This window comes from Enterobacter sp. 342 (genome assembly GCF_036663495.1).
Classification (GTDB): Bacteria; Pseudomonadota; Gammaproteobacteria; order Enterobacterales; family Enterobacteriaceae; genus Enterobacter.
Genome location: NZ_JAWUEI010000004.1, coordinates 1 through 18702, shown reverse-complemented (window position 1 = coordinate 18702; position 18702 = coordinate 1). Strand labels below are relative to the sequence as shown.

22 protein-coding genes and 1 riboswitch are annotated in these 18702 nt (G+C 58.4%); of the genes, 1 reads left to right on the top strand and 21 read right to left on the bottom strand.

Features of this window, described 5'->3' with window-relative positions:
• Window positions 1-7 precede the first annotated feature (7 nt).
• Window positions 8-943 (top strand): PDR/VanB family oxidoreductase, encoded by a 936-nt coding sequence (locus V6E55_RS04440; protein ID WP_316942264.1) that lies wholly within the window; start codon window positions 8-10, stop codon window positions 941-943.
• Window positions 944-991: 48 nt separating this feature from the next.
• On the opposite strand, the gene cobT is transcribed toward V6E55_RS04440, so the two are convergent.
• Genes cobT through V6E55_RS04335 form a run of 21 tightly spaced genes read right to left on the bottom strand, consistent with a single transcriptional unit; the run spans window position 992 to window position 18096 of the window.
• Window positions 992-2047 (bottom strand): nicotinate-nucleotide--dimethylbenzimidazole phosphoribosyltransferase, encoded by a 1056-nt coding sequence (gene cobT, locus V6E55_RS04435; protein ID WP_316942263.1) that lies wholly within the window; start codon window positions 2045-2047, stop codon window positions 992-994.
• 10 nt (window positions 2048-2057) lie between these two features.
• Window positions 2058-2666: an alpha-ribazole phosphatase gene (gene cobC / locus V6E55_RS04430; protein ID WP_114978300.1), complete on the bottom strand. Its 609-nt coding sequence runs from the start codon at window positions 2664-2666 to the stop codon at window positions 2058-2060.
• Window positions 2667-2669: 3 nt separating this feature from the next.
• Window positions 2670-3428: an adenosylcobinamide-GDP ribazoletransferase gene (gene cobS, locus V6E55_RS04425; RefSeq protein WP_316942262.1), complete on the bottom strand. Its 759-nt coding sequence runs from the start codon at window positions 3426-3428 to the stop codon at window positions 2670-2672.
• A complete protein-coding gene (gene cobU / locus V6E55_RS04420) occupies window positions 3419-3970 on the bottom strand; it encodes a bifunctional adenosylcobinamide kinase/adenosylcobinamide-phosphate guanylyltransferase (protein ID WP_114978302.1) in 552 nt (183 codons plus the stop codon). Before cobU ends, cobS begins: the two co-directional genes overlap by 10 nt.
• Window positions 3967-5490 (bottom strand): cobyric acid synthase, encoded by a 1524-nt coding sequence (locus V6E55_RS04415; RefSeq protein ID WP_316942261.1) that lies wholly within the window; start codon window positions 5488-5490, stop codon window positions 3967-3969. The genes cobU and V6E55_RS04415 overlap by 4 nt, the downstream gene beginning before the upstream one ends.
• On the bottom strand, window positions 5487-6305 hold the full coding sequence (locus tag V6E55_RS04410; RefSeq protein ID WP_316942260.1) for an energy-coupling factor ABC transporter ATP-binding protein: 819 nt from the start codon (window positions 6303-6305) through the stop codon (window positions 5487-5489). The genes V6E55_RS04415 and V6E55_RS04410 overlap by 4 nt, the downstream gene beginning before the upstream one ends.
• Before the next feature lie 11 nt (window positions 6306-6316).
• A complete protein-coding gene (locus tag V6E55_RS04405) occupies window positions 6317-6994 on the bottom strand; it encodes an energy-coupling factor ABC transporter transmembrane protein (RefSeq protein ID WP_316942338.1) in 678 nt (225 codons plus the stop codon).
• The gene (locus V6E55_RS04400; protein ID WP_028019167.1) at window positions 6981-7262 is read right to left on the bottom strand and encodes an energy-coupling factor ABC transporter substrate-binding protein; all 282 of its coding nucleotides are present in this window, start codon (window positions 7260-7262) and stop codon (window positions 6981-6983) included. The genes V6E55_RS04405 and V6E55_RS04400 overlap by 14 nt, the downstream gene beginning before the upstream one ends.
• Before the next feature lies 1 nt (window position 7263).
• On the bottom strand, window positions 7264-8001 hold the full coding sequence (gene cbiM / locus V6E55_RS04395) for a cobalt ECF transporter S component CbiM (protein ID WP_316942259.1): 738 nt from the start codon (window positions 7999-8001) through the stop codon (window positions 7264-7266).
• On the bottom strand, window positions 7998-8711 hold the full coding sequence (locus V6E55_RS04390) for a cobalt-factor II C(20)-methyltransferase (protein ID WP_129996161.1): 714 nt from the start codon (window positions 8709-8711) through the stop codon (window positions 7998-8000). Before V6E55_RS04390 ends, cbiM begins: the two co-directional genes overlap by 4 nt.
• Entirely contained in the window at window positions 8708-9502 is a 795-nt protein-coding gene (gene cbiK, locus V6E55_RS04385) for a sirohydrochlorin cobaltochelatase (protein WP_316942258.1), read from the bottom strand. Before cbiK ends, V6E55_RS04390 begins: the two co-directional genes overlap by 4 nt.
• A 10-nt stretch (window positions 9503-9512) precedes the next feature.
• Entirely contained in the window at window positions 9513-10298 is a 786-nt protein-coding gene (locus tag V6E55_RS04380; protein ID WP_316942257.1) for a cobalt-precorrin-6A reductase, read from the bottom strand.
• Window positions 10295-11020, bottom strand: a complete 726-nt coding sequence (locus tag V6E55_RS04375; RefSeq protein ID WP_028019172.1) for a precorrin-3B C(17)-methyltransferase — start codon at window positions 11018-11020, stop codon at window positions 10295-10297. Before V6E55_RS04375 ends, V6E55_RS04380 begins: the two co-directional genes overlap by 4 nt.
• A complete protein-coding gene (gene cbiG, locus V6E55_RS04370; protein ID WP_316942256.1) occupies window positions 11020-12075 on the bottom strand; it encodes a cobalt-precorrin 5A hydrolase in 1056 nt (351 codons plus the stop codon). Before cbiG ends, V6E55_RS04375 begins: the two co-directional genes overlap by 1 nt.
• Window positions 12056-12829, bottom strand: coding sequence for a cobalt-precorrin-4 methyltransferase (locus tag V6E55_RS04365; RefSeq protein WP_114978310.1), 774 nt, complete (start codon window positions 12827-12829; stop codon window positions 12056-12058). Before V6E55_RS04365 ends, cbiG begins: the two co-directional genes overlap by 20 nt.
• Window positions 12822-13391, bottom strand: coding sequence for a decarboxylating cobalt-precorrin-6B (C(15))-methyltransferase (locus V6E55_RS04360; RefSeq protein WP_114978311.1), 570 nt, complete (start codon window positions 13389-13391; stop codon window positions 12822-12824). Before V6E55_RS04360 ends, V6E55_RS04365 begins: the two co-directional genes overlap by 8 nt.
• Window positions 13381-13986: a cobalt-precorrin-7 (C(5))-methyltransferase gene (locus V6E55_RS04355; RefSeq protein WP_316942255.1), complete on the bottom strand. Its 606-nt coding sequence runs from the start codon at window positions 13984-13986 to the stop codon at window positions 13381-13383. Before V6E55_RS04355 ends, V6E55_RS04360 begins: the two co-directional genes overlap by 11 nt.
• Window positions 13980-15119, bottom strand: coding sequence for a cobalt-precorrin-5B (C(1))-methyltransferase CbiD (cbiD, locus tag V6E55_RS04350; RefSeq protein WP_316942254.1), 1140 nt, complete (start codon window positions 15117-15119; stop codon window positions 13980-13982). Before cbiD ends, V6E55_RS04355 begins: the two co-directional genes overlap by 7 nt.
• A complete protein-coding gene (locus tag V6E55_RS04345; RefSeq protein ID WP_316942253.1) occupies window positions 15116-15748 on the bottom strand; it encodes a cobalt-precorrin-8 methylmutase in 633 nt (210 codons plus the stop codon). The genes cbiD and V6E55_RS04345 overlap by 4 nt, the downstream gene beginning before the upstream one ends.
• Window positions 15749-15760: 12 nt before the next feature.
• Entirely contained in the window at window positions 15761-16720 is a 960-nt protein-coding gene (gene cbiB, locus V6E55_RS04340) for an adenosylcobinamide-phosphate synthase CbiB (protein WP_316942252.1), read from the bottom strand.
• Complete coding sequence (locus V6E55_RS04335; RefSeq protein ID WP_316942251.1) at window positions 16717-18096, bottom strand: cobyrinate a,c-diamide synthase; 1380 nt, start codon at window positions 18094-18096, stop codon at window positions 16717-16719. The genes cbiB and V6E55_RS04335 overlap by 4 nt, the downstream gene beginning before the upstream one ends.
• Window positions 18097-18196: 100 nt before the next feature.
• Window positions 18197-18371, bottom strand: a riboswitch (cobalamin riboswitch).
• Window positions 18372-18702: the final 331 nt, after the last annotated feature.

Sequence of the window (18702 nt, the reverse complement as noted above, 5' to 3'; positions counted from 1 at the left end):
GGCCGATATGTTGAGCGTGATTGTTGACGGGATTTGGCGTGAGGGCGACAAAAACCTCGCCGTCAGGCTGGTGGCTGAAAACGGCGAAGCGCTGCCGGCATGGCAGCCCGGGGCGCATATTGACGTGCACCTGCCCTGTGGGTTGGTCCGTCAGTATTCCCTAACCGGAGCGCACGAAAGCGCGAGTTATCTAATCTGTGTGGGACGGGAAGCCGCCTCGCGCGGCGGGTCGCGCTATGTGCACGAAACGCTGCGTCCCGGTCAGAAATTATTGATCTCTGCCCCGCGCAATCTGTTTCCGCTTCTTCCTGCAGAACGGGTTTTGCTGCTGGCGGCAGGGATTGGCATTACGCCGCTGTATGCGATGGCTCTGCAACTGAAGGCGTCCGGAACACCGTTTACGCTGCACTATTACGTCCGACAGCGGGAAAGCGCGGCGTTTACCCGCGAACTCTCACCATTTGCTGAGTGCATCATTCATACCAGCAGCCCACGTTCAGCGCTGGCTGAGCATCTCCCGGTGGCTGAGGCGGGGCTTCACGCCTGGATCTGCGGTCCGGCAGGATTTATGGAAAAAGTGCGGGAGGTCGCGACGGCGAAGGGATGGGAGGAGGCCCAGCTTCACAGCGAGGCGTTTCATCCCGCTACCCCTGTCGCAAGCAGCGAAGTGGGCGAAATCTTTACGGTCAAACTGGCCTCCACCGGCGAGCGCTGGCCGGTGCCTGCGGATAAGACCATCGCCCAGGTATTACAGGAAAACGGTGTAGACGTACCGTTGTCATGTGAAATGGGGATCTGTGGGGCGTGCCTGACGCCGGTGATTGACGGCGTGGTTGATCACCGGGATAGCGTGCAGTCGGAAGCGGAAAAAAGCGCGGCAAATCAGCATGTGGCGCTATGCTGTTCGCGGAGTCATTCCGGGGAGCTGGTTATTGGGCTGTAAAGTGAAAAAACCCTGCGATGCTACTATCCCAGGGTTTTTGCTTTTCCGTCACGCCGGAACGGGCAACTCAATACCGCTTTGCGCCAGTTGCCCCATCTCGCAGTACATGGCACATGCCGCACTGACGATAGACATTGCCAGCGCGGCACCGCTCCCTTCGCCAAGACGCATATCAAGATGGATAAACGGCGCCAGCCCAAGGTGCTCCAGCGCACGTCTGGCACCTTTTTCGGCGGAAAAATGAGAGGGAATACAGTAGCTCTTAACTTCTGGTGCAATCTGACAGGCAGCAATGGCCGCGGCATACGAGAGAAAACCGTCTAACACCACGGGCAGCCCGCATGCGCCAGCGCCCAATATCACCCCAGTCATGCCCACCAGGTCATAGCCACCGACTTTGGCCAGAACATCAACCGCATCGCGCGCATCCGGCTGGTTAATGCGTATCGCCTGTCGGACAATGGTTTCCTTATGTTGGACCCGATCCTGCGGCAAATTAGCCCCAATCCCCACCACATCATGCGGATCGCTGTCGGTCAGTACGCTGATGATTGCCGAAGCCGGTGTCGTGTTGGCAATACCAAGCTCGCCAACGCCAAAGATGGAGATCCCCTCCTGAGCGCGTTGTTTAACGAGGCTGGCGCTCGCCAGCAGCAGGTGTTCAGCATCCTGACGGCTCATCGCCGGCCCCTGTGCGATATTACCGCAGCCACGAGAGAGTTTAAGGCTGAGCATATTATCGATAGGCTCTCCGTCAATACCGATGTCAACGGGCAGCACCGACGTCTGGCTATTGCGGGCCAGCACGCATACGCCAGTCAACCCCTTTTGCATATTGACGGCCTGAAGCCAGGTCACCACTTTCGGCGTCACGGCCACACCTTCATCAAATACGCCATGGTCGGCGCACATGACGATAATCTCTTTTTGCAGATTATCGAGCCTGTCGATTCCCCACATTCCCGAAAGCTGTATAGCCAGGCTCTCCAGCCGACCGAGGCTGTTTGTCGGCTTTATTAAGCCATCAACATGCCGCGAGGCCGCCTGAATTTTCTGTTTATCAAGCGGTCTGATGGCCGCTGCCAGCTCCTTCACTGTCCCCATCCTCACACCCTCACTCCTCAGTTTGCCAAACGTTTCTGCCATTAAATACGCGTAACACCCAATACCCGGCCCGATTTTCAACAACCGTGTAGGCATCGTGACTGAACGGGAAATGCCACATTGCCGCCACGGGCATCCCTAACCAGGTTGCCAGCAGCAGGCTTAGCACACCCTGATGCGCCACAATAAGCGTGTCTTCGCGCTGCTGCAGTTGACTCATCTCATCTGCCGCCGCCCTGACGCGCGCGGCGAAATGCGGGAACGCCTCGCCGCCGTCGGGTGTGGCGTTTTGCCAGTCATCCATCCAGCGCTGCCACGACGCGGGATTTTCTTTTTCGATGTCGCTGAAGTGCCGCATCTCCCATTCACCAAAATCCAGCTCATTAAGACGCGCATCAACATGAACATCATGGGCTGTCGGCACGATAAGCCGCGCCGTTTGCTGTGAACGCTGCAGCGTGCTGACGCGCGTTTGTCCGAACGCGACTCCGGACAGGTACCCGGCAACACGCTGGCTTTGCGCAATACCCTGCGGCGAGAGTGACAGATCGGTGCTCCCGTAAAACACGCCGCTGATGTTGGCAGTTGTTTGACCGTGCCGAACCAGAAAAATACGCATGCATCAAACCCACAGAAGCGCCAGAAGGAAGGCCATTTCGCCGATCTCCTCCATCGCGCCCAGGGTATCCCCCGTCAGCCCATTCAGTCGGCGGCTTAAAAAGATCTTTACCGCGTTGACGACAATCCAGGTGATGACGCTGGCGACAAGCCCATGCATCCCCGCCAGCAGCCCCACGAGCGCCACACCGATGCAGAGGGTAATGATCGTCTCTTTGCCGCTGATATGGCCGAGATAGGCGTTTGCCATCCCTGCACCTTCGCGCGCATAGTGCTGCCGGTACATGGCCAATACCATTCCCGTTCGCCCAACGATTGGCGCGCACACCAGCAGCGCAAACAGGGTATGAACCGGAAGTTGAGCCAGGGAGATCACCGTAGCGACTTTGATAAGGATGCAGAATACGATGGCCAGACCACCGTAGGTCCCCAACCGGCTATCGCGCATAATCTCCAGCATCCGCTCACGGGTACGGGCAGAAAACACGCCATCACAAGTGTCCGCCAGACCGTCCAGATGAAACCCACCGGTCAGCAGCACCAGCGCCAGTACCCAGGCAATGGCACCGATATAAATCCCCCCGCCGCTCTGACTCACCGCCAGATAGCCTAAGGCGGCCAGGACCCCAACGATCAACCCCACCACGGGGAACCAGGGGACGCCACGGCCGTATTGCGAGAAATCAACACCGTCGCTCCATTTTTGCGGCACCGGAATGCGGGTAATAAATCCCAGCGTCGCCCACAACATTTTTAACGGCATTTAATCTTTACTCCAATTCCCGAGACAACCAGCCACACTTCCTGCGCCGCCTGCGCCAGCTTTTGGTTCGCACGACCGGCAATATCAACAAAATGACGCGCCAGCCGATTCTCTGGTGTGATGCTCATGCCCAGTTCATTGGTCACAATATAAACTGGCACCGCTGACTGCTGGCAGGCCGCAATCAGGTCATCCACCTGCTGTTGCAACACCGCCTCAAGCGCGGAAAAATCGAGTGTCTCCGGCGAAGCACCGCCGCTGGCATCATAGAGCAGGTTCGACAACAGGGTGGTGACGCATTCCAGGACGACACCTTCCCCCGGCTGCACCTGATGGCGAATCACGTCGCCCAGATCGCGATACCCTTCCCAGGTTCGCCAGTGCGCAGGACGCTGAGCGCGGTGCTTGTCAACACGCAGCGCCATCTCTTCATCGGTAATCACTGATGTCGCGATATACAGCACGCGCTCGCAATGCGCCGCCGCCAGTTGTTCGACGTGCGCACTTTTCCCGCTGCGCGCGCCTCCGGTGACTAAAATCATGCGCCCACCTCCTGATGCTCCCGCATTATTTGATAAATCTTTTTAATATCAATATGTTCTCTCATCGCGCTGGCAAGGAGATCAAACTGTTGCGCTTTCCAGGCGGCGTAATCTACCGCAACGTCTAATGGCGCCAGTCCTTTGCGCTGGCGTAAGCCATCCACCATCGCGCGCGTGAAGGCATCGTTATCGAATAATCCATGGAGATACGTCCCTATTACCTGCCCGTCAGCACTGATGGCACCGTCTGCTATGCGCTCGCCCTCTTTTTCCAGAAACAGTGCCGGATAATCGTCGGATGTCAGACGGGTCTCTCCCATATGAATTTCATAGCCCTGCACCTTAATGCCCGATGCCAACGTCAGCCACGCCGGGAGTGCCGACGCCATCTGCGCCGAAACCTGCGTCGTGGTTTTTCGTTGCGCGAAGCGGGTCACGGTATGGAGTAGACCCAGCCCTGGCTGGGTTCCCATCCCCGACTCAACCTCATCGATGATGGTGTCGCCAAGCATCTGGTAGCCGCCACAAATGCCCATGATGGGTACGTTCTGTTGGTGGGACTGCAGCACAGCGTGCGCCATACCGCTTTCCCGCAGCCAGGCCAGATCCCCCAGCGTATTTTTACTGCCGGGTAGAATCACGAGATCCGCCCCCGCCAGCTCATGGGGATAACGGACATAGCGCACGCGAACATCGGGCTGTGCCGCCAGGGCGTTAAAATCGGTGAAATTGGAGATATGCGGTACCTGCACTACGGCGATGTCGATATCACGCTGCGCGGTTCGCAAGTATTTTCCCTTTTGCAGCGCCACACCGTCTTCGTCTTCCAGATCGACATCCAGCCACGGCATTACGCCCAGTACCGGCACACCGGTCAGGTTTTCAATCTGCTCAATACCCGAGTAAAGCAGCGCAACATCGCCACGAAATTTATTGATGATGACCCCTTTCACGCGCACCCGCTCGTGGTCGTGCAGAAGCGCCAGCGTACCGTAGATGGCGGCAAATACACCGCCTCTGTCAATATCCGCCACGAGGATCACCGGGCACTGCGCCATTTCGGCCATGCCCATGTTGACGATATCGCGATCACGCAGGTTAATCTCCGCCGGACTGCCCGCGCCTTCCAGCACCAGCACGTCATACTCCCCGGCCAGGCTGTTATAGACATCGCGGATCTGCTCCCGCAGGCGCGGTTTGTACTCGTGGTAGCTGACCGCGTCCATATCGGTTGCCACCTGTCCCATCAGCACCACCTGCGCTTTACGGTCGCTGGTTGGTTTTAACAATACCGGATTCATCCGTACGTCCGGCGTAATCCCCGCCGCCTGCGCCTGAAGGATCTGCGCGCGACCCATCTCTTTTCCCTCCGGCGTGATACCGGAGTTGAGCGCCATATTCTGCGACTTAAACGGTGCGGTATGCAGGCCATCCTGATAAAAAATCCGGCATAGCCCCGCCACCAGGACGCTTTTACCGACGTCAGAAGCGGTGCCCTGCAACATAATTGCCTGCGTCATGAGGCCTCCTTCATTACGTTTTTTTGTCGCATACGGCTGAAAAATTCATCTTCGGTTTTACACAACGGCAGGCCAAGCTGCGCGTGCAGTTTGACGAGCCAGGGCTGCGTTAATCCGGCCCGTTCCATCAGTTCATCGCGGGCAAAGACCTCACCCGGCGCGCCGTGCGCCAGCACTTCTCCCTGGCGCAGCACGTAAACGGCATCGCTGACTTCGTAAATCAAGTCAATATCATGGCTGGAGATCACCACGTGGTTCCCTTGCGCCACGATACGTCTGATGATCTCGATCATCTGCGAGCGTCCTGAAGGATCAAGCCCGGCCGTGGGTTCGTCCAGCAGAAGATAGCGCGCCCCCAGCACCAGCGCCCCGGCAATGGCGACCCGCTTCTTTTGCCCATGGCTCAGGCACTGGATCGGCTGCTGGCGAAAACGCTGCGCGTCGACCAGCGTCAGCGCATCGTCGACACGCCGCGCAATCTCCGGTTCCGCTACGCCGAGGTTACGCAGGCTGAAGGCGATGTCGCTATCGATATCGGTATAGAAGATCTGCTGATCGGGGTCCTGAAACACCGTTGCGACCTGCTGACGGAGCGCCAGCAGTCCGCTCTTGCTGTAGTCCAGCGGCTTCCCCTGCCACAGCACCGCCCCTTGTTGCGGCTTCAGCAGACCGCTCAGGTTCATAAATAACGTCGACTTTCCGCAGCCATTGGCCCCCACAAGCCCGGTGACGGCATGTGTCGAAAAATCCAGCGTCAGCCCTTTGAGTACATGCGTCTCCTGATAGCGAAACCAGAGATCGGCGGTGGTAAGCATGGTGCGATTCCTTACAGGGGAAAATCACCCTGGTAGAGTTTAATATCCAGCGTGGTCGCCATCTGCTGATAGCGAATCAGCACCCGGGTAAACAGCAAACCGACCAGCATCGCCAGCGAGCGATAACTTTTTGGCAGGCTACGATAGCCAAAACGCAACGTCTGCGCGCGATGAATCGCCAGCGCTTCGTCCAGCAGAATAAAAATAAAGCGCCAGGTCAGCAGAATCTGCTCGGTAAGCAGGCGCGGCACACGCGCCCGCTTAAGCAGCACAATCAGCTGCGGAAACGGCAAGTTCAGCACCAGCCAGAAGGTTGCTGCCAGCGCGGTAAGACTGCGCCAGAAGGTTTCATTCGCGGCGGTCAGCCCGGAAGCGGTTATCCCCAGCCAGTAGTGCCCCACCGGAACGCTCACCGCCAGCGTATGCGGGTCACGGGTGACGCTAAAGAGGATCGTCAGCACCCCAACCAGCAGAAAGCCAAACGGCAGCGACATCCAGCGACACCAGCGCCAGAAGGTCATACGCAGCAGCCAGCAGGTCAATCCCGCCGTCAGCGCCAGTACGATCCCCTGCCCCAGCGGCGGCAGCGCAAACGCCAGAGTCATCAGCACCAGCCAGAGCAGAAACTTGCGTTCCGGGGCAACCTGAGCCCAACGGCTCTGGTAGCTCAGCCTGTCAAGCCCGGTCATCACGGCGCTGTCTGCCTTTGGTGTAACCCAAAATATAGAAAATCACCGCTGCGCCAATGGATCCCTGGAGCGTAAACAGCAGACTTTCAATTTCACCGCTGGCGGGTTCATAGAGCGGCGTGAACCATGGCGTGTAATGAGGCGCCACAACCTGGATTTGATTTTCGGCTTCACCATCCGAGCCCCCAAATTCGCCACCGTGATCGATAAAAAATGGCATTACGATCAGGGCGAGCACCATCGCTAACAGCATCAGTGTCTTTTTCATCTCAGTATCCTTGCGCGGTAATCAGCCGACGTTTGGTCAACTGGTCATAAATCATTACGGTTAACAATCCCTCCGCAACGGCGATGGGGATTTGCGTCAGGCAGAAAATGCCCATGAATTTCACCATCGAGCCCGCGGCACCCGTTGCCGGGTCCGGGAACGCCGCACCAAGCTGGACCGAGGTAACAAAATAGGTCACCAGATCCGCCAGCATGGCGCACAAAAAGACCCCGACATCACGACGAAGCCCGGCACGGCAGGCCATCTTCCACACCATGTACCCGACAACCGGTCCAATCACCGCCATCGACATGCCGTTCGCGCCAAGCGTGGTTAAACCGCCGTGCGCCAGTAGCAGCGCCTGAAACAGCAGCACGATGGCGCCGAGGATAGCGACGACACCGGGCCCGAACAGAATAACGGCGAGCCCAACACCGGTCGGATGCGAGCAACTGCCGGTTACCGATGGGATCTTCAGTGCCGACAGTACGAAAATAAACGCCCCGCACAGCGCCAGCAGGACTTTCTGGTGGTTATCCTCCTGCACGATACGACGCAGGCGTACCAGCCCGTACCACAGACACGGTAAGAAGAGCAGCCACCACGACAGCGCCCACAACGGCGGTAAAAACCCTTCCATGATGTGCATCGCGAACGCCTGCTCCGGCACCACCATCAGCAATAGCGCCGCCGCCAGGCCACTTAATGACAGCTGTTTAAGCTGTTGTTCGAGTTTCATTGCGCATACTCCCACTGTTTGTTGACCAGAATGGTCGAGAAATAGGGTAACGGCTGGTCATCAGCAACCTCATCCAGATGCCGCCAGCACTGCTCGCCAGGGAGCGTGGCCTCTGACATCATCAGTGCACAGTTCAGTAGTCCGGCCTGCGTCAGTAGCGCTTTGATGCGCGCAAACCGGCCATAGACCTTCATCAGCACCAGACTGTCGTGTTGCTGCAGCGCGTGCGCAATCTCCGCTTCCGGCGCGGTACAGGAAATCACCGCCAGCGATTGCTGTTCCATCGCCAGCGGCATTTTTGAACGCGCGGCAATCGCGGCAAACGATGTCACGCCGGGCACAATCTCCAGCCAGTCCGGGCTGCCGATGCGCTGAAGTAAGAACACCCACGTGCTGAACAGCATGGCATCACCCAGGGTGATAAAACCAACCTGTTTCCCGTCGTTCACTTCACGCACTAACGCGTCGGCCACCTCATCCCACACCGCCTCCTTTTCAGCACTGTCGGCGCTCATGGGAAAGTGGCAGCAGCGGATTTCGGTCTGTTCACCAATAAACGTTCGGACGATAGAAAGCGCCAGGCTATCGCCACCTTTGCGGCCCGCCGGGGCGTAGAGAATATCCAGCGAACCGAGGATCCGTGAGGCACGCACGGTGATAAGGTCCGACGCGCCCGGCCCGGTACTCAGGGCGTACAGTTTGCCACTCATGCCGCCTCCTCCAGCGCCACACTCAGCGCCTGCTGTAAATGGGCGACGAACATCGCGCGTACCGCCGGGTTTTCACCCAGTCCGCTCAGCCACGGCGTTGCCGGGATCCCGGCAGCGTTAAACAGCGTCTTCCAGGAGTCCTCGTCATCAGAGGCCATATCGTTAATGGCGTGATCGCCCGCCACCAGCATCAGCGGCATCAGATGCACGGCGGTGACGCCTTGTTTACAGAGGCTCTCAATCAGGATGTCGACTTCTGGATAGCTCTCCACCGCGCCGACGCGGGCCGGGAAGCCCTGGGCCATCATCATGTGGTCGAGGCAGGCATAGGCCGCAAAGGCGTGATGGCTGGCACCGTGGCCCATAAACACCACTTTTTCCGTGGCCCCAAGCGTCGGCATCTGCTGTTGCAATGCGCGCATCAGCTGCGCGTAATCGTCGTGGCTGCTCAGTAGCGGTGCCCCCAGCGTCAGGCGGGTAAACAGCGGGCGCAGGCTCTGCACTTCATGGACGATTTTCTCGTACTCATCGCCGTTGATGATGTGCAGAGACTGAATCGCCACATCCTGATATCCCTGAGCCGCAAGCTTTTTCAGTGCCTGCAGCGGCGTGTCGATCTCAATGCCATCACGCTGTTTGAGCTTGCGAATGATCATCCCGGAGGTGAATGCCCGAAACAGCTCGCGGTCAGGGCAGCTTTCCGCCAGCGCGCGCTCGCACGCCACAATGTTCTTCTCGCAGGTATCGTGGTAGCTGGTACCAAAGCTGACCACCAGAAGCGCCTTTTTCATCTCTAACTCCTTAATCAGCGGCCAGCCAGCGCGCTAAACGCCCGGCGAATGCGGCCTGACTTTCCAGTAATTCCTCTCCCGTCACCAGCGGTGCCGGGCGTGTAATCACGATGCAGGGGATGCCCGCATCCAGACAGGGTTGAACCTTCTCCTGATAGCCACCCTCTGCGCCGGAGGCTTTGGTTATCATCACGTCAGCCCGGCACTGGCGATAAAACGCCGCGTTAAATTCAGCGCTGAAGGGCCCGCACATAGCGAAGATCTCGGTGACGCCAAAGCCAAGTCCGGCGCATTGCTCAATGACCTCGGGCACCGGCAAAACCCGGGCCAATAGCGTTTTCTCCGGCAGACCTGCGCGCCAGCGTGCCAGGTCTTTACTGCCAGTGGTCAACAGCACGCGTTCGCCAAACCGCCGCGCGATGTCGCAGGCCTCTTCAATTCCCGGCACGCTGTAAAGCAATGGATGCGTCAGATCGCAGAGTTGTTCGGGGCGTTGATAGCGGCTAAGCAATACCCCCACCGTTTCACAGGCCGTCAGAATGTTGCGGCTGACCACCTCAGCGTAGGGATGCGAAGCGTCAATCACCCAGCGGGTTCTGTTTTCCGCCAGCCAGTCAACCATCTGCTGCGTCTCCAGGCGGCCACAGCGCACCCGACCGTTAATGTCGCCCGCCAGCCGCTGCCCGGTGGGCGTCGCCACCGACAGGGTGTAGGCCACGCCCGCCGCATCCAGTTGCTGGCAGATCGCGCGGGCATCGCTGGTGCCGCCCATGACCAGCACGTCGCCATAGTTCACAGCACGTAACCCCGGGGTGTGATCATCAGCCCCTCCTGAACGAAGGTGGCTTTATTTCCGACGATCACCAGGCTTGTCATATCGACCGGTTCAAAGTCCATGTCGCCCAGCGTGGTTAACCACTTCTCCTGCTTTTTACGCCCGGCAGACTTCACTACCCCTACCGGCGTTTGCGGGCTTTTGCTGGCGGACAGCAACTCAAACGCCCGCGCCAGATGGCCCTCGCGACCCCTGCTGCGCGGGTTATAGAAACAGATGACAAAGTCCGCCTCTCCCGCGGCGACAATACGTTTTTCGATGACCGGCCACGGCGTCAGCAGATCGCTTAAGCTGATGTGGCAAAAATCGTGCATCAGCGGTGCGCCAAGCAGAGATGCGGCGGCGATACTGGCTGTCATTCCGGGGATCAGGCGAACCTCAACGTCCAGTTTCTGTTTGCTGACCAACTCCAGCACCAGCCCCGCCATCCCATAAATACCGGCGTCGCCGCTGCTGATAAGCGCGACGTTATGCCCGGCCTGCGCCAGCTCGATCGCCGCCTGACAGCGTTCAATCTCTTTGCACATACCGGTTTTGATCACCTGTTTGTCGCCGGTGAAGGCCTTCACCAGATGGGTATAGGTTTTGTAGCCAACGATGATTTCTGCCGCCTGCAGCGCGTCTACAGCTTCCATGGTCATCATGGCCTGCGAGCCAGGGCCGATTCCAATTACGGTTAACATCAGTGTGAAACTCCCAAAGTGATAGTGACGCCCTGTTCGCGCAGGGTTTCTCCTCGTAGTTGCCCATGGCTCAGCAGCCACGCTGCCGGACCCGAGACGCTTCCCACGCCTACCGTCTGGCGTACAAACGGTGAGGCCGGAAAGCGATGTTCGTGCTCACGCAGCGCGTCAGCGGTAAAGGTTTCAAACGGCACACCGCAGCAGGCGGCAAGCTGGAGCAGGCCCGCTTCGTCTTTTTTAAGGGAGACGCTGCCAATCGCTTTTAGGGCCAGCGGGTCGAGCCGTTGCGCCTCGAACTGACGCGCCAGCAGGGTTGCCAGCAGCGGAAACGGTGTGTCGCGTCGACAGCCGATACCCGCCACGACCCGCTGAGGGACCAGCTTCCAGTGTGGCAATGGCAGTTCCGGCAGTGTGTTTCGCAGCGTAATACACACCAGCGCATCCAGTTCCGGGAGGTGCTGCAGGTCACTCACGGTGATAAACCCGCGCCGATCACACTGACTGACGTCGTCATCGAGTTCCGTATCCCACCACAGCCCTACCCGCTGGTGGCTCACCAGCATCTGGTTGACGATTTTTACTGCCGTTCGGAAATCGCTCATTCGGGCGTTCAGTTGGATGGCCAGGGTATCCAGCGCGGCCATCTCGTTGACGTCCGTGGCGGTGGTAATCACCGGGTCAGCCCCCAGTATTCCCGCCAGATAGCGGGTCAGTGCATTCGCCCCGCCAGCATGGCCGGAAAGCAGGCTAATCACGTGCTGCCCACGTTCATCGATGACCACCACCGCCGGGTCGCTCAGTTTGTCGTGGATGAGTGGTGCCAGGACGCGCACCACAATTCCGGTTGCGCCGATAAAAATCAGCGACGGGTAGTGCGTGAACGCCTCGCGAACCGCCGGGGCAAAGCCGCCGTCGAAGGGAACAAAACCCTCTTCCTGCAAACGCTCGCTGGTAAAACAGGTTACCGGCAGCATTGCCGCCAGGCGCTTCGCCAGCCGCACGCCGCCCGGGGTCAGGCAAAACAGCGCAATAGCCTCAGGCTTTACGGTATTCATGGCTAAAATCCGCGGCATAGAGTTTTGAGTAGTGATACTCCTCGCCCAGGAACTTCCCGACCAGAATGAGCGCCGTTTTCCGGATCCCCGCCTCGCGTACTTTGTCGGCGATATCTGCCAGCGTGCCGCGTACGGTGTGGCTTTCCGGCCAGGTCGCTTTATAAATGACGGCAACGGGCGTGGTGTCTGGATAACCGCCTTCAATCAGACGTTCCGCCACCCGATGAATACGCTGGACCGAAAGATAAATCGCCATTGAGGTCTGATGGCTGGCGAATGACTCCAGCTGTTCACGCTCGGGCACCGGCGTACGGCCTTCGAGACGGGTAATAATCAGGCTCTGTGAGACTTCAGGCACGGTGTATTCCACCCCAAGCTCCGCCGCAGCACCGAGGAAGGCGCTGACGCCAGGTACCACCTGCCAGGCAATGCCGAGTTTGGTCAACTCTTCACCCTGTTCCCGGACGGAGCCGTAGAGCGAGACATCACCGGTCTGTAAACGTACCACCGTTTTTCCGGCCTTCACGCCCGCCGCCATCAGGCCAATGATCTGTTCTAAATGGAGTTCCGCGCTGTCGTGGCATTCGGCCCCCTGCGGGCAATATGCCAACAGTTCGGTATTGATAAGCGAACCGGCATAGATGACCACCTGCGCCTGCTGCAGCAACCGGTATCCCTTGAGCGTAATGAGCTCTCGATCGCCGGGACCAGCACCGACAAACCACACGCAACGGGAATCAAACGTCTCAGACATGGTGTTCTTCCTTCTGACAGGCGATAACAAAAACGGGATTGTTCGGTTTGAAATAGTGGCCGCTGCCAAGCGGCGCCAGTGCGGAGACCTGCATTTGCAGGCAATCAATGTCCTGCGCGCCGATCTGCTGCAGATGGGCCAGCGCGGTTGTGAGGTTTTCCATCAGGATAAACGTCATGACCAGACGTCCGCCCGGATGTAACTGGCGCATGGACCAGTCAATAAGCGATGTCAGATGGCCACCGCTGCCGCCCATAAATACGGCATCGGCCTTATCTGCCACCGGTAATGGCGCAACGCCCGGCAAAATAGCGATATTGTGACAGGTAAAATGCTGGCGATTTTCCGCAAGCAGTTGCAGAGCCGCAGGGTTACGTTCAATGGCCGTCACTCGCAGCGAGGGAAACTGCAGCGCCGCCTCTATCGACACACTCCCGGTCCCCGCGCCGACATCAATCAGGTGGCTGGCGCGATGCAGCGCAAGCTTCGAGATGGCCAGGGCGCGTACCGCCTCTTTGGTCATCGGCACCGTTTCGCCGCGCAAAAACAGTTCATCTTTCATCGAGGATCACCACTGCATTCATTTCATAGTCGGCACTGACCTCACTGACCGGCAGCCAGTGGATCCGTTCGTTTTCCATCGCCAGGTTTTCACCAATGACCATCCAGCGATGGCCCTTACCACGTGCCACCAGCTGCGCGGCAATCTCTTTCGGCCCGCACTGGTTATCGGTGACCATCGCCACTTTGCGATGCCGTGCCAGCTCATCAACATTCACGCTGCGACCATGGCTACTGGTCAGCCACATCTCATTCATATCAATGCCCGCCTGCGCACACAGGTACTGCACCGCGCTAATGCCGGGAATAATGTGCACGTGCGCAATACCGAAATGCGCCACCATTCGCGTTCCGATGCCGTAAAACAGCGGATCGCCGGAGGCGACAATCACCACCTTTTTCGCGTGACGCGCCTCAATCCAGGTCAGCAGCTCCGGAATGTTAGCGCCCAGGACGAATGTCTCGCCGCAAAACGCCGGGAACTGCAGCAGATGACGTTTTCCGCCGACCAGCGCATCGGCATGTTCAATGGCTTCACGCGCAGCGGGCGTCATCAGATGCAATCCCGCAGGTCCCATTCCCACAACCGTTAACATTGCAGCTCCCGGGCAATCGCCTCGACCGGGCGGTTGCTACCCAGCACCTGGTTATCAAAGGAAAACAGAATGGCGTCACAGGTCGGCGGAGTTTTGGTAAAGCGCAACATCTGCATCACGCGCAGGCAGATACGTTTGGCGAGGTGGTTGTAAATAGCCTGAAAACCCCAGGTTTCGATATGCTCCATCGCCGCCTCGGTGGTATCGCAATCGCTGACGAGGGTCAGTAACTCCAGCGGTGCGCCGAGCAGCGCCAGATGTGCCACCAGCGTTTCCATGCGCGCGTCGGCGATATGGCTGTGGGTGTGAAAAATCCCGGCGGCAATTTTGATGAGTTTGCCGGAATGGCCGACCAGCACTATCTGGCGAAACCCCAGCCGCACTGCCTCTTCGATCATGTAGCCGACAAAGTTGCTCATGGTGACCACGACATCTTCATCAATGCCCATCTGCTCGCGCACAAATCGCTCACCATGATTGCCCGGCACCAGCACGACCCGCTCCAGCCCCGCCGCGCGTTTAATTTCCAGCTCCAGAGAGAGCGAGCGTTTCCAGCTCTCTTCTGACATCGGCGTGACAATGCCGGTGGTGCCGATAATCGAAATCCCGCCCAGGATCCCGAGGCGTGAGTTGTAGGTTTTCTGCGCCCGCGCTTCGCCTTCAGGCGCAAAGATTTCAACGTCAGCCCCACGCGTCGGGCCAATCGCCTCGCGCACTGCGGATTCAATGGTGTGACGTGGCGTGCGGTTGATCGCCGCACTGCCGATGGGCAGGCCAATTCCTTTGCGCGTGACGGTCCCCACCCCTTCGCCACCCGAAAGCGTAATCTCGCCGCTATCGTTGAGCGTCACTCGGGCGAAAATCAGCATGCCGTGCGTGGCATCGACATCATCACCCCCGTCTTTGCGGATGGCCGCAATCGCCTGCTGACCTTCAATGTGCGGCGACTCCACGTTCAGACATAGCGTGACACCGGAGGGGGTCACAATGGAGATCTGATGAATAAGATGCTGGCGCAGCACCATCAATGCGGCGACTTTCGCTGCCGCGGTTGCGCAGGAACCGGTGGTGTAGCCTTTACGTAACGCCTTCCCGTTATGCCATACCGGGGCATCGAAGGTTGAATCGCTCATCGCGCCCCCTGCAGGTAATAGAGCATGGCGTTCACAATCGCCGCCGCCACATTGCTGCCACCTTTGCGCCCAAGAGCCGCAATCGCGGGTAAATTGCTGTGCGTCAGCGCCTCTTTCGATTCCGTCGCCCCCACAAAACCCACCGGAACACCCACCACGCCGCTGACAGCAACATCATGCTCAAGCAGGCGAAACAGCGCCGTTGGCGCGTTACCAAAGACGAAGACCTTCTCGCTCTCTTCCGTCACTGCGATATCCACCGCCGCCATCGAGCGGGTTATTCCCTGTGCTTTTGCCTGCGCCACCACCCGCGGGTCGCTGATATAGCAGCGACATTCACCCCCGAATGTCGCCAGCAGCGTTTTGTTGATCCCGGAGAGCGCCATCGTGGTATCGGTATAGATAACTGACGGGCGACGGAGCGCCGCGCAAAGCTGTTCCAGTGCATCATCTGAAAACCAGAGAATATCCAGCCAGTCAAAATCTGCGGTGGTGTGGATCACCCGCTTGACGATCGCCTCATGCAGTGGGCTGGCAAACCGGTATTCCGGCCGCGTTTCGCGAATGATCTCGCCAATGATGTCGAAACTTTTGGCTTCAATCGCCTGGGGTTGCTGGATGTATTGCATTGTCTCTTGTCCTCAGGCCACGCCAACCATCAACCAGCGTGCTGCGATAAACAGCGCCAGCGCCAGGGTGGAGGAAACCCACATCAGTCGAATCGTTCGGGAAATGTCGTCTACCGCAATCGGGCGCAGCGCATCGCCAATCCACGGCTTTTCTACGCGCTGACCAAAATAGTCATTGGGTCCGCCAAGCCGGATGCCCAGCGCGCCAGCGACCGTCGCTTCTGCCCACGCGCAGTTGGGACTGCTGTGGTTGTAGCGGTCGCGCCAGCCGAGGCGCAGCGCGCGGGAGAAATCGTCACGGCATAGCCACGCCGCGATGCTCAACAGAAACCAGCTCAGACGAGCGGGGATATAGTTCGCCAGGTCATCCATACGGGCGCTGACCATGCCGATCGCACGGTATTTTTCGTGCTTGTAGCCCACCATTGAATCGAGGGTATTCACTGCCTTATAGGCCATCGCCAGAGGCGCACCGCCCAGCATGAGGAAAAACAGTGGGGCGATAACGCCATCGACCGTGTTCTCCGCGACAGTCTCCACCACCGCCCGGTTGATCTGTTCCGGCTGAAGTTGAGACGTATCGCGTCCCACTATCCAGGAGAGTTTTTCGCGGCTTTCATCAAGGTCGCCCGCTCGCAGAGGACGTTCAACGTCCCGTGCAGCGTTTGCCAGACAGCGCCCGGCCAGCACGGTAAACATCATCCACACTTCAATCGCCCAGCCCAGCCAGGGATGAACCATCCGTCCGAGTGCCAGTACGCCCCAGGCCATGCCCCAGGTCAGCCCCACCACTACCAGCCACATGACACCGCCACCAATGCGTAGCGCCGTGTCGCTATGACAGCAGCGGCGAATACTCCGCTGCATCGCATTGATCAGGTTGCCTATCCAGCGCACCGGATGCGGCCAGTTTTGCGGGTCGCCGATGATGACATCGAGCAGCCACGCGACGCACCAGGCCAGCAGAGTCATAGCGCCCCCCTCGCCGCCGTCAGCCAGCGGTTGAGCATCATGGGGCATTGGGCAAAGTGGAGGTGCAGATAGCTTGCGAACGTGTTGCCAACCTGCCAGCCGCCCGCCCACTCCTGCATCGTTACGCCATCGCGTACTTTGCGACACGCCAGTACCGCGGGGGTTTGGGGAGAGAAGTCGGAATAGTGAAATTCATGCCCACGCAGCACCTCTCCGCTATCGGCCAGCAGCGTGGACTGGCGCGCCTGCGCCTCACAATAGCCAAAACGGGTCAGCCGTTTACCCATCCTGCTGTGGCCAGGGATAACATTGGCCATCCGGTGGGTGACCCCCTCGCTATCTTCCAGCGTGCTGCCGAGATACATCAGCCCACCACACTCGGCGTAGATCGCCACGCCTCGCCGGTGCGCCTCCCGCAGGCTGGCAAGCATCGTGGTGTTTTCCGCAAGCCGTGCCGCGTACAGCTCCGGGTAACCGCCCCCGAGCCAGACCATCTGGCAGTCAGGTAAATGGGTGTCGCGCAGCGGGCTGAAGCGGATAATGTCGATCCCGGTACGTTCGAGTAGCGTGATGTTATCCGCATAATAGAAGTTGAAGGCCTCGTCATCAGCCATCGCGAGCGTCAACCCGCGCCCGGCGTCCCCATCAGGAAGCGCAGACCAGGAGCCCTGCGGCAGTGACACCATCTGGCTGAGCGAGAGAAGTTGTCCGATGTCCAGCGTACGTTCGAGAATGGCGGCAAAATTCTGCCAGGTCTGCAGGTCCGCGACCGACTCCCGGGCGGTGACCAGTCCCAGATGGCGCTCGGGCAAACCGACGCCTTCAACGCGCGGCACATAACCCAGGACAGGTACCGTGCAGTAGTGTTCAATTGCCGTTTTGAGCAACTGATAATGTGATTCGCTGTTGACGCGATTGACAATCACCCCGGCAATATTGAGGGTGGGATCAAATCGCTGAAAGCCCATTACCGTCGCGGCAATTGAAGTCGAGACCGCCTTGCCATCCACCAGCAGAATCACCGGGCAGCCCAACTGTTTTGCCATCGCGGCGGTGCTGCAATAATTCGGATCCGTACCGTAGCCGTCATACAGCCCCATCACACCTTCAATCACTGCGATATCCGCCTGCTGCATATGCTCGCAGAACAGCGCGTTGAGTATCGGTTCAGGGAGCATGAAGCTGTCGAGGTTGCGGGAGGACGTACCGCTGACTTTGGTATGCCAGCCGGTATCAAGGTAGTCAGGGCCCACTTTATATGGCTGGACGCGTAACCCACGCTGTTTTAACAGACTCAACAGGCCTAGCGTCACCGTGGTTTTACCACAACCGCTTCCGGTACCTGCAAGAACAAACGCGTACTGCTTTGCCGCCATGGCCCTGATCCTGTCCAGGGTGGTCGGGAGGTATAGATACACGTAACCCCAGTCTTTCGACTGTATGATGCATCAGTACAACCCACTTCCCACCGAAGTTGTTGAACGTTCCCGACAGGCAGGTCTTCTGGCTTAGCGTCCTCCTCGCCCGTCCTTCCCAATCTCACGATCAGTGGTCATTACGGGGTCGTCAGCATCACAGCAGCGGGGGCTGCGGGGGATTATCACCCCCTTCCCTACCACAAATGTGGCAAACCGGTCGGCTTACATAATGAGAAAATAGCGCGTTATAAAACAGCAATGCTATTTACGGCGTTTCACTTCACCTTAGGCAAATACTTAACCGTAATGAAATACATGCTGTGTAAAACGTGGCGCCAGAATAATTGACGCCTTCCTCAATAACTCAACGTTTTATCACAAAAAATTAAAAGAAAAGATAATTACGCTTAAAATCTCAATATTTATTGCGCTACGACAAGTTATTGCACCACTTGATATTTTTTCATTTTATCGTGATCAAAATTCATCCTGATTACCATCGAGACTCAGCCAGCTTCAACAGGCGTTGTGGCATTGGAGCCGTTCGACAGCCGATCCTGACCA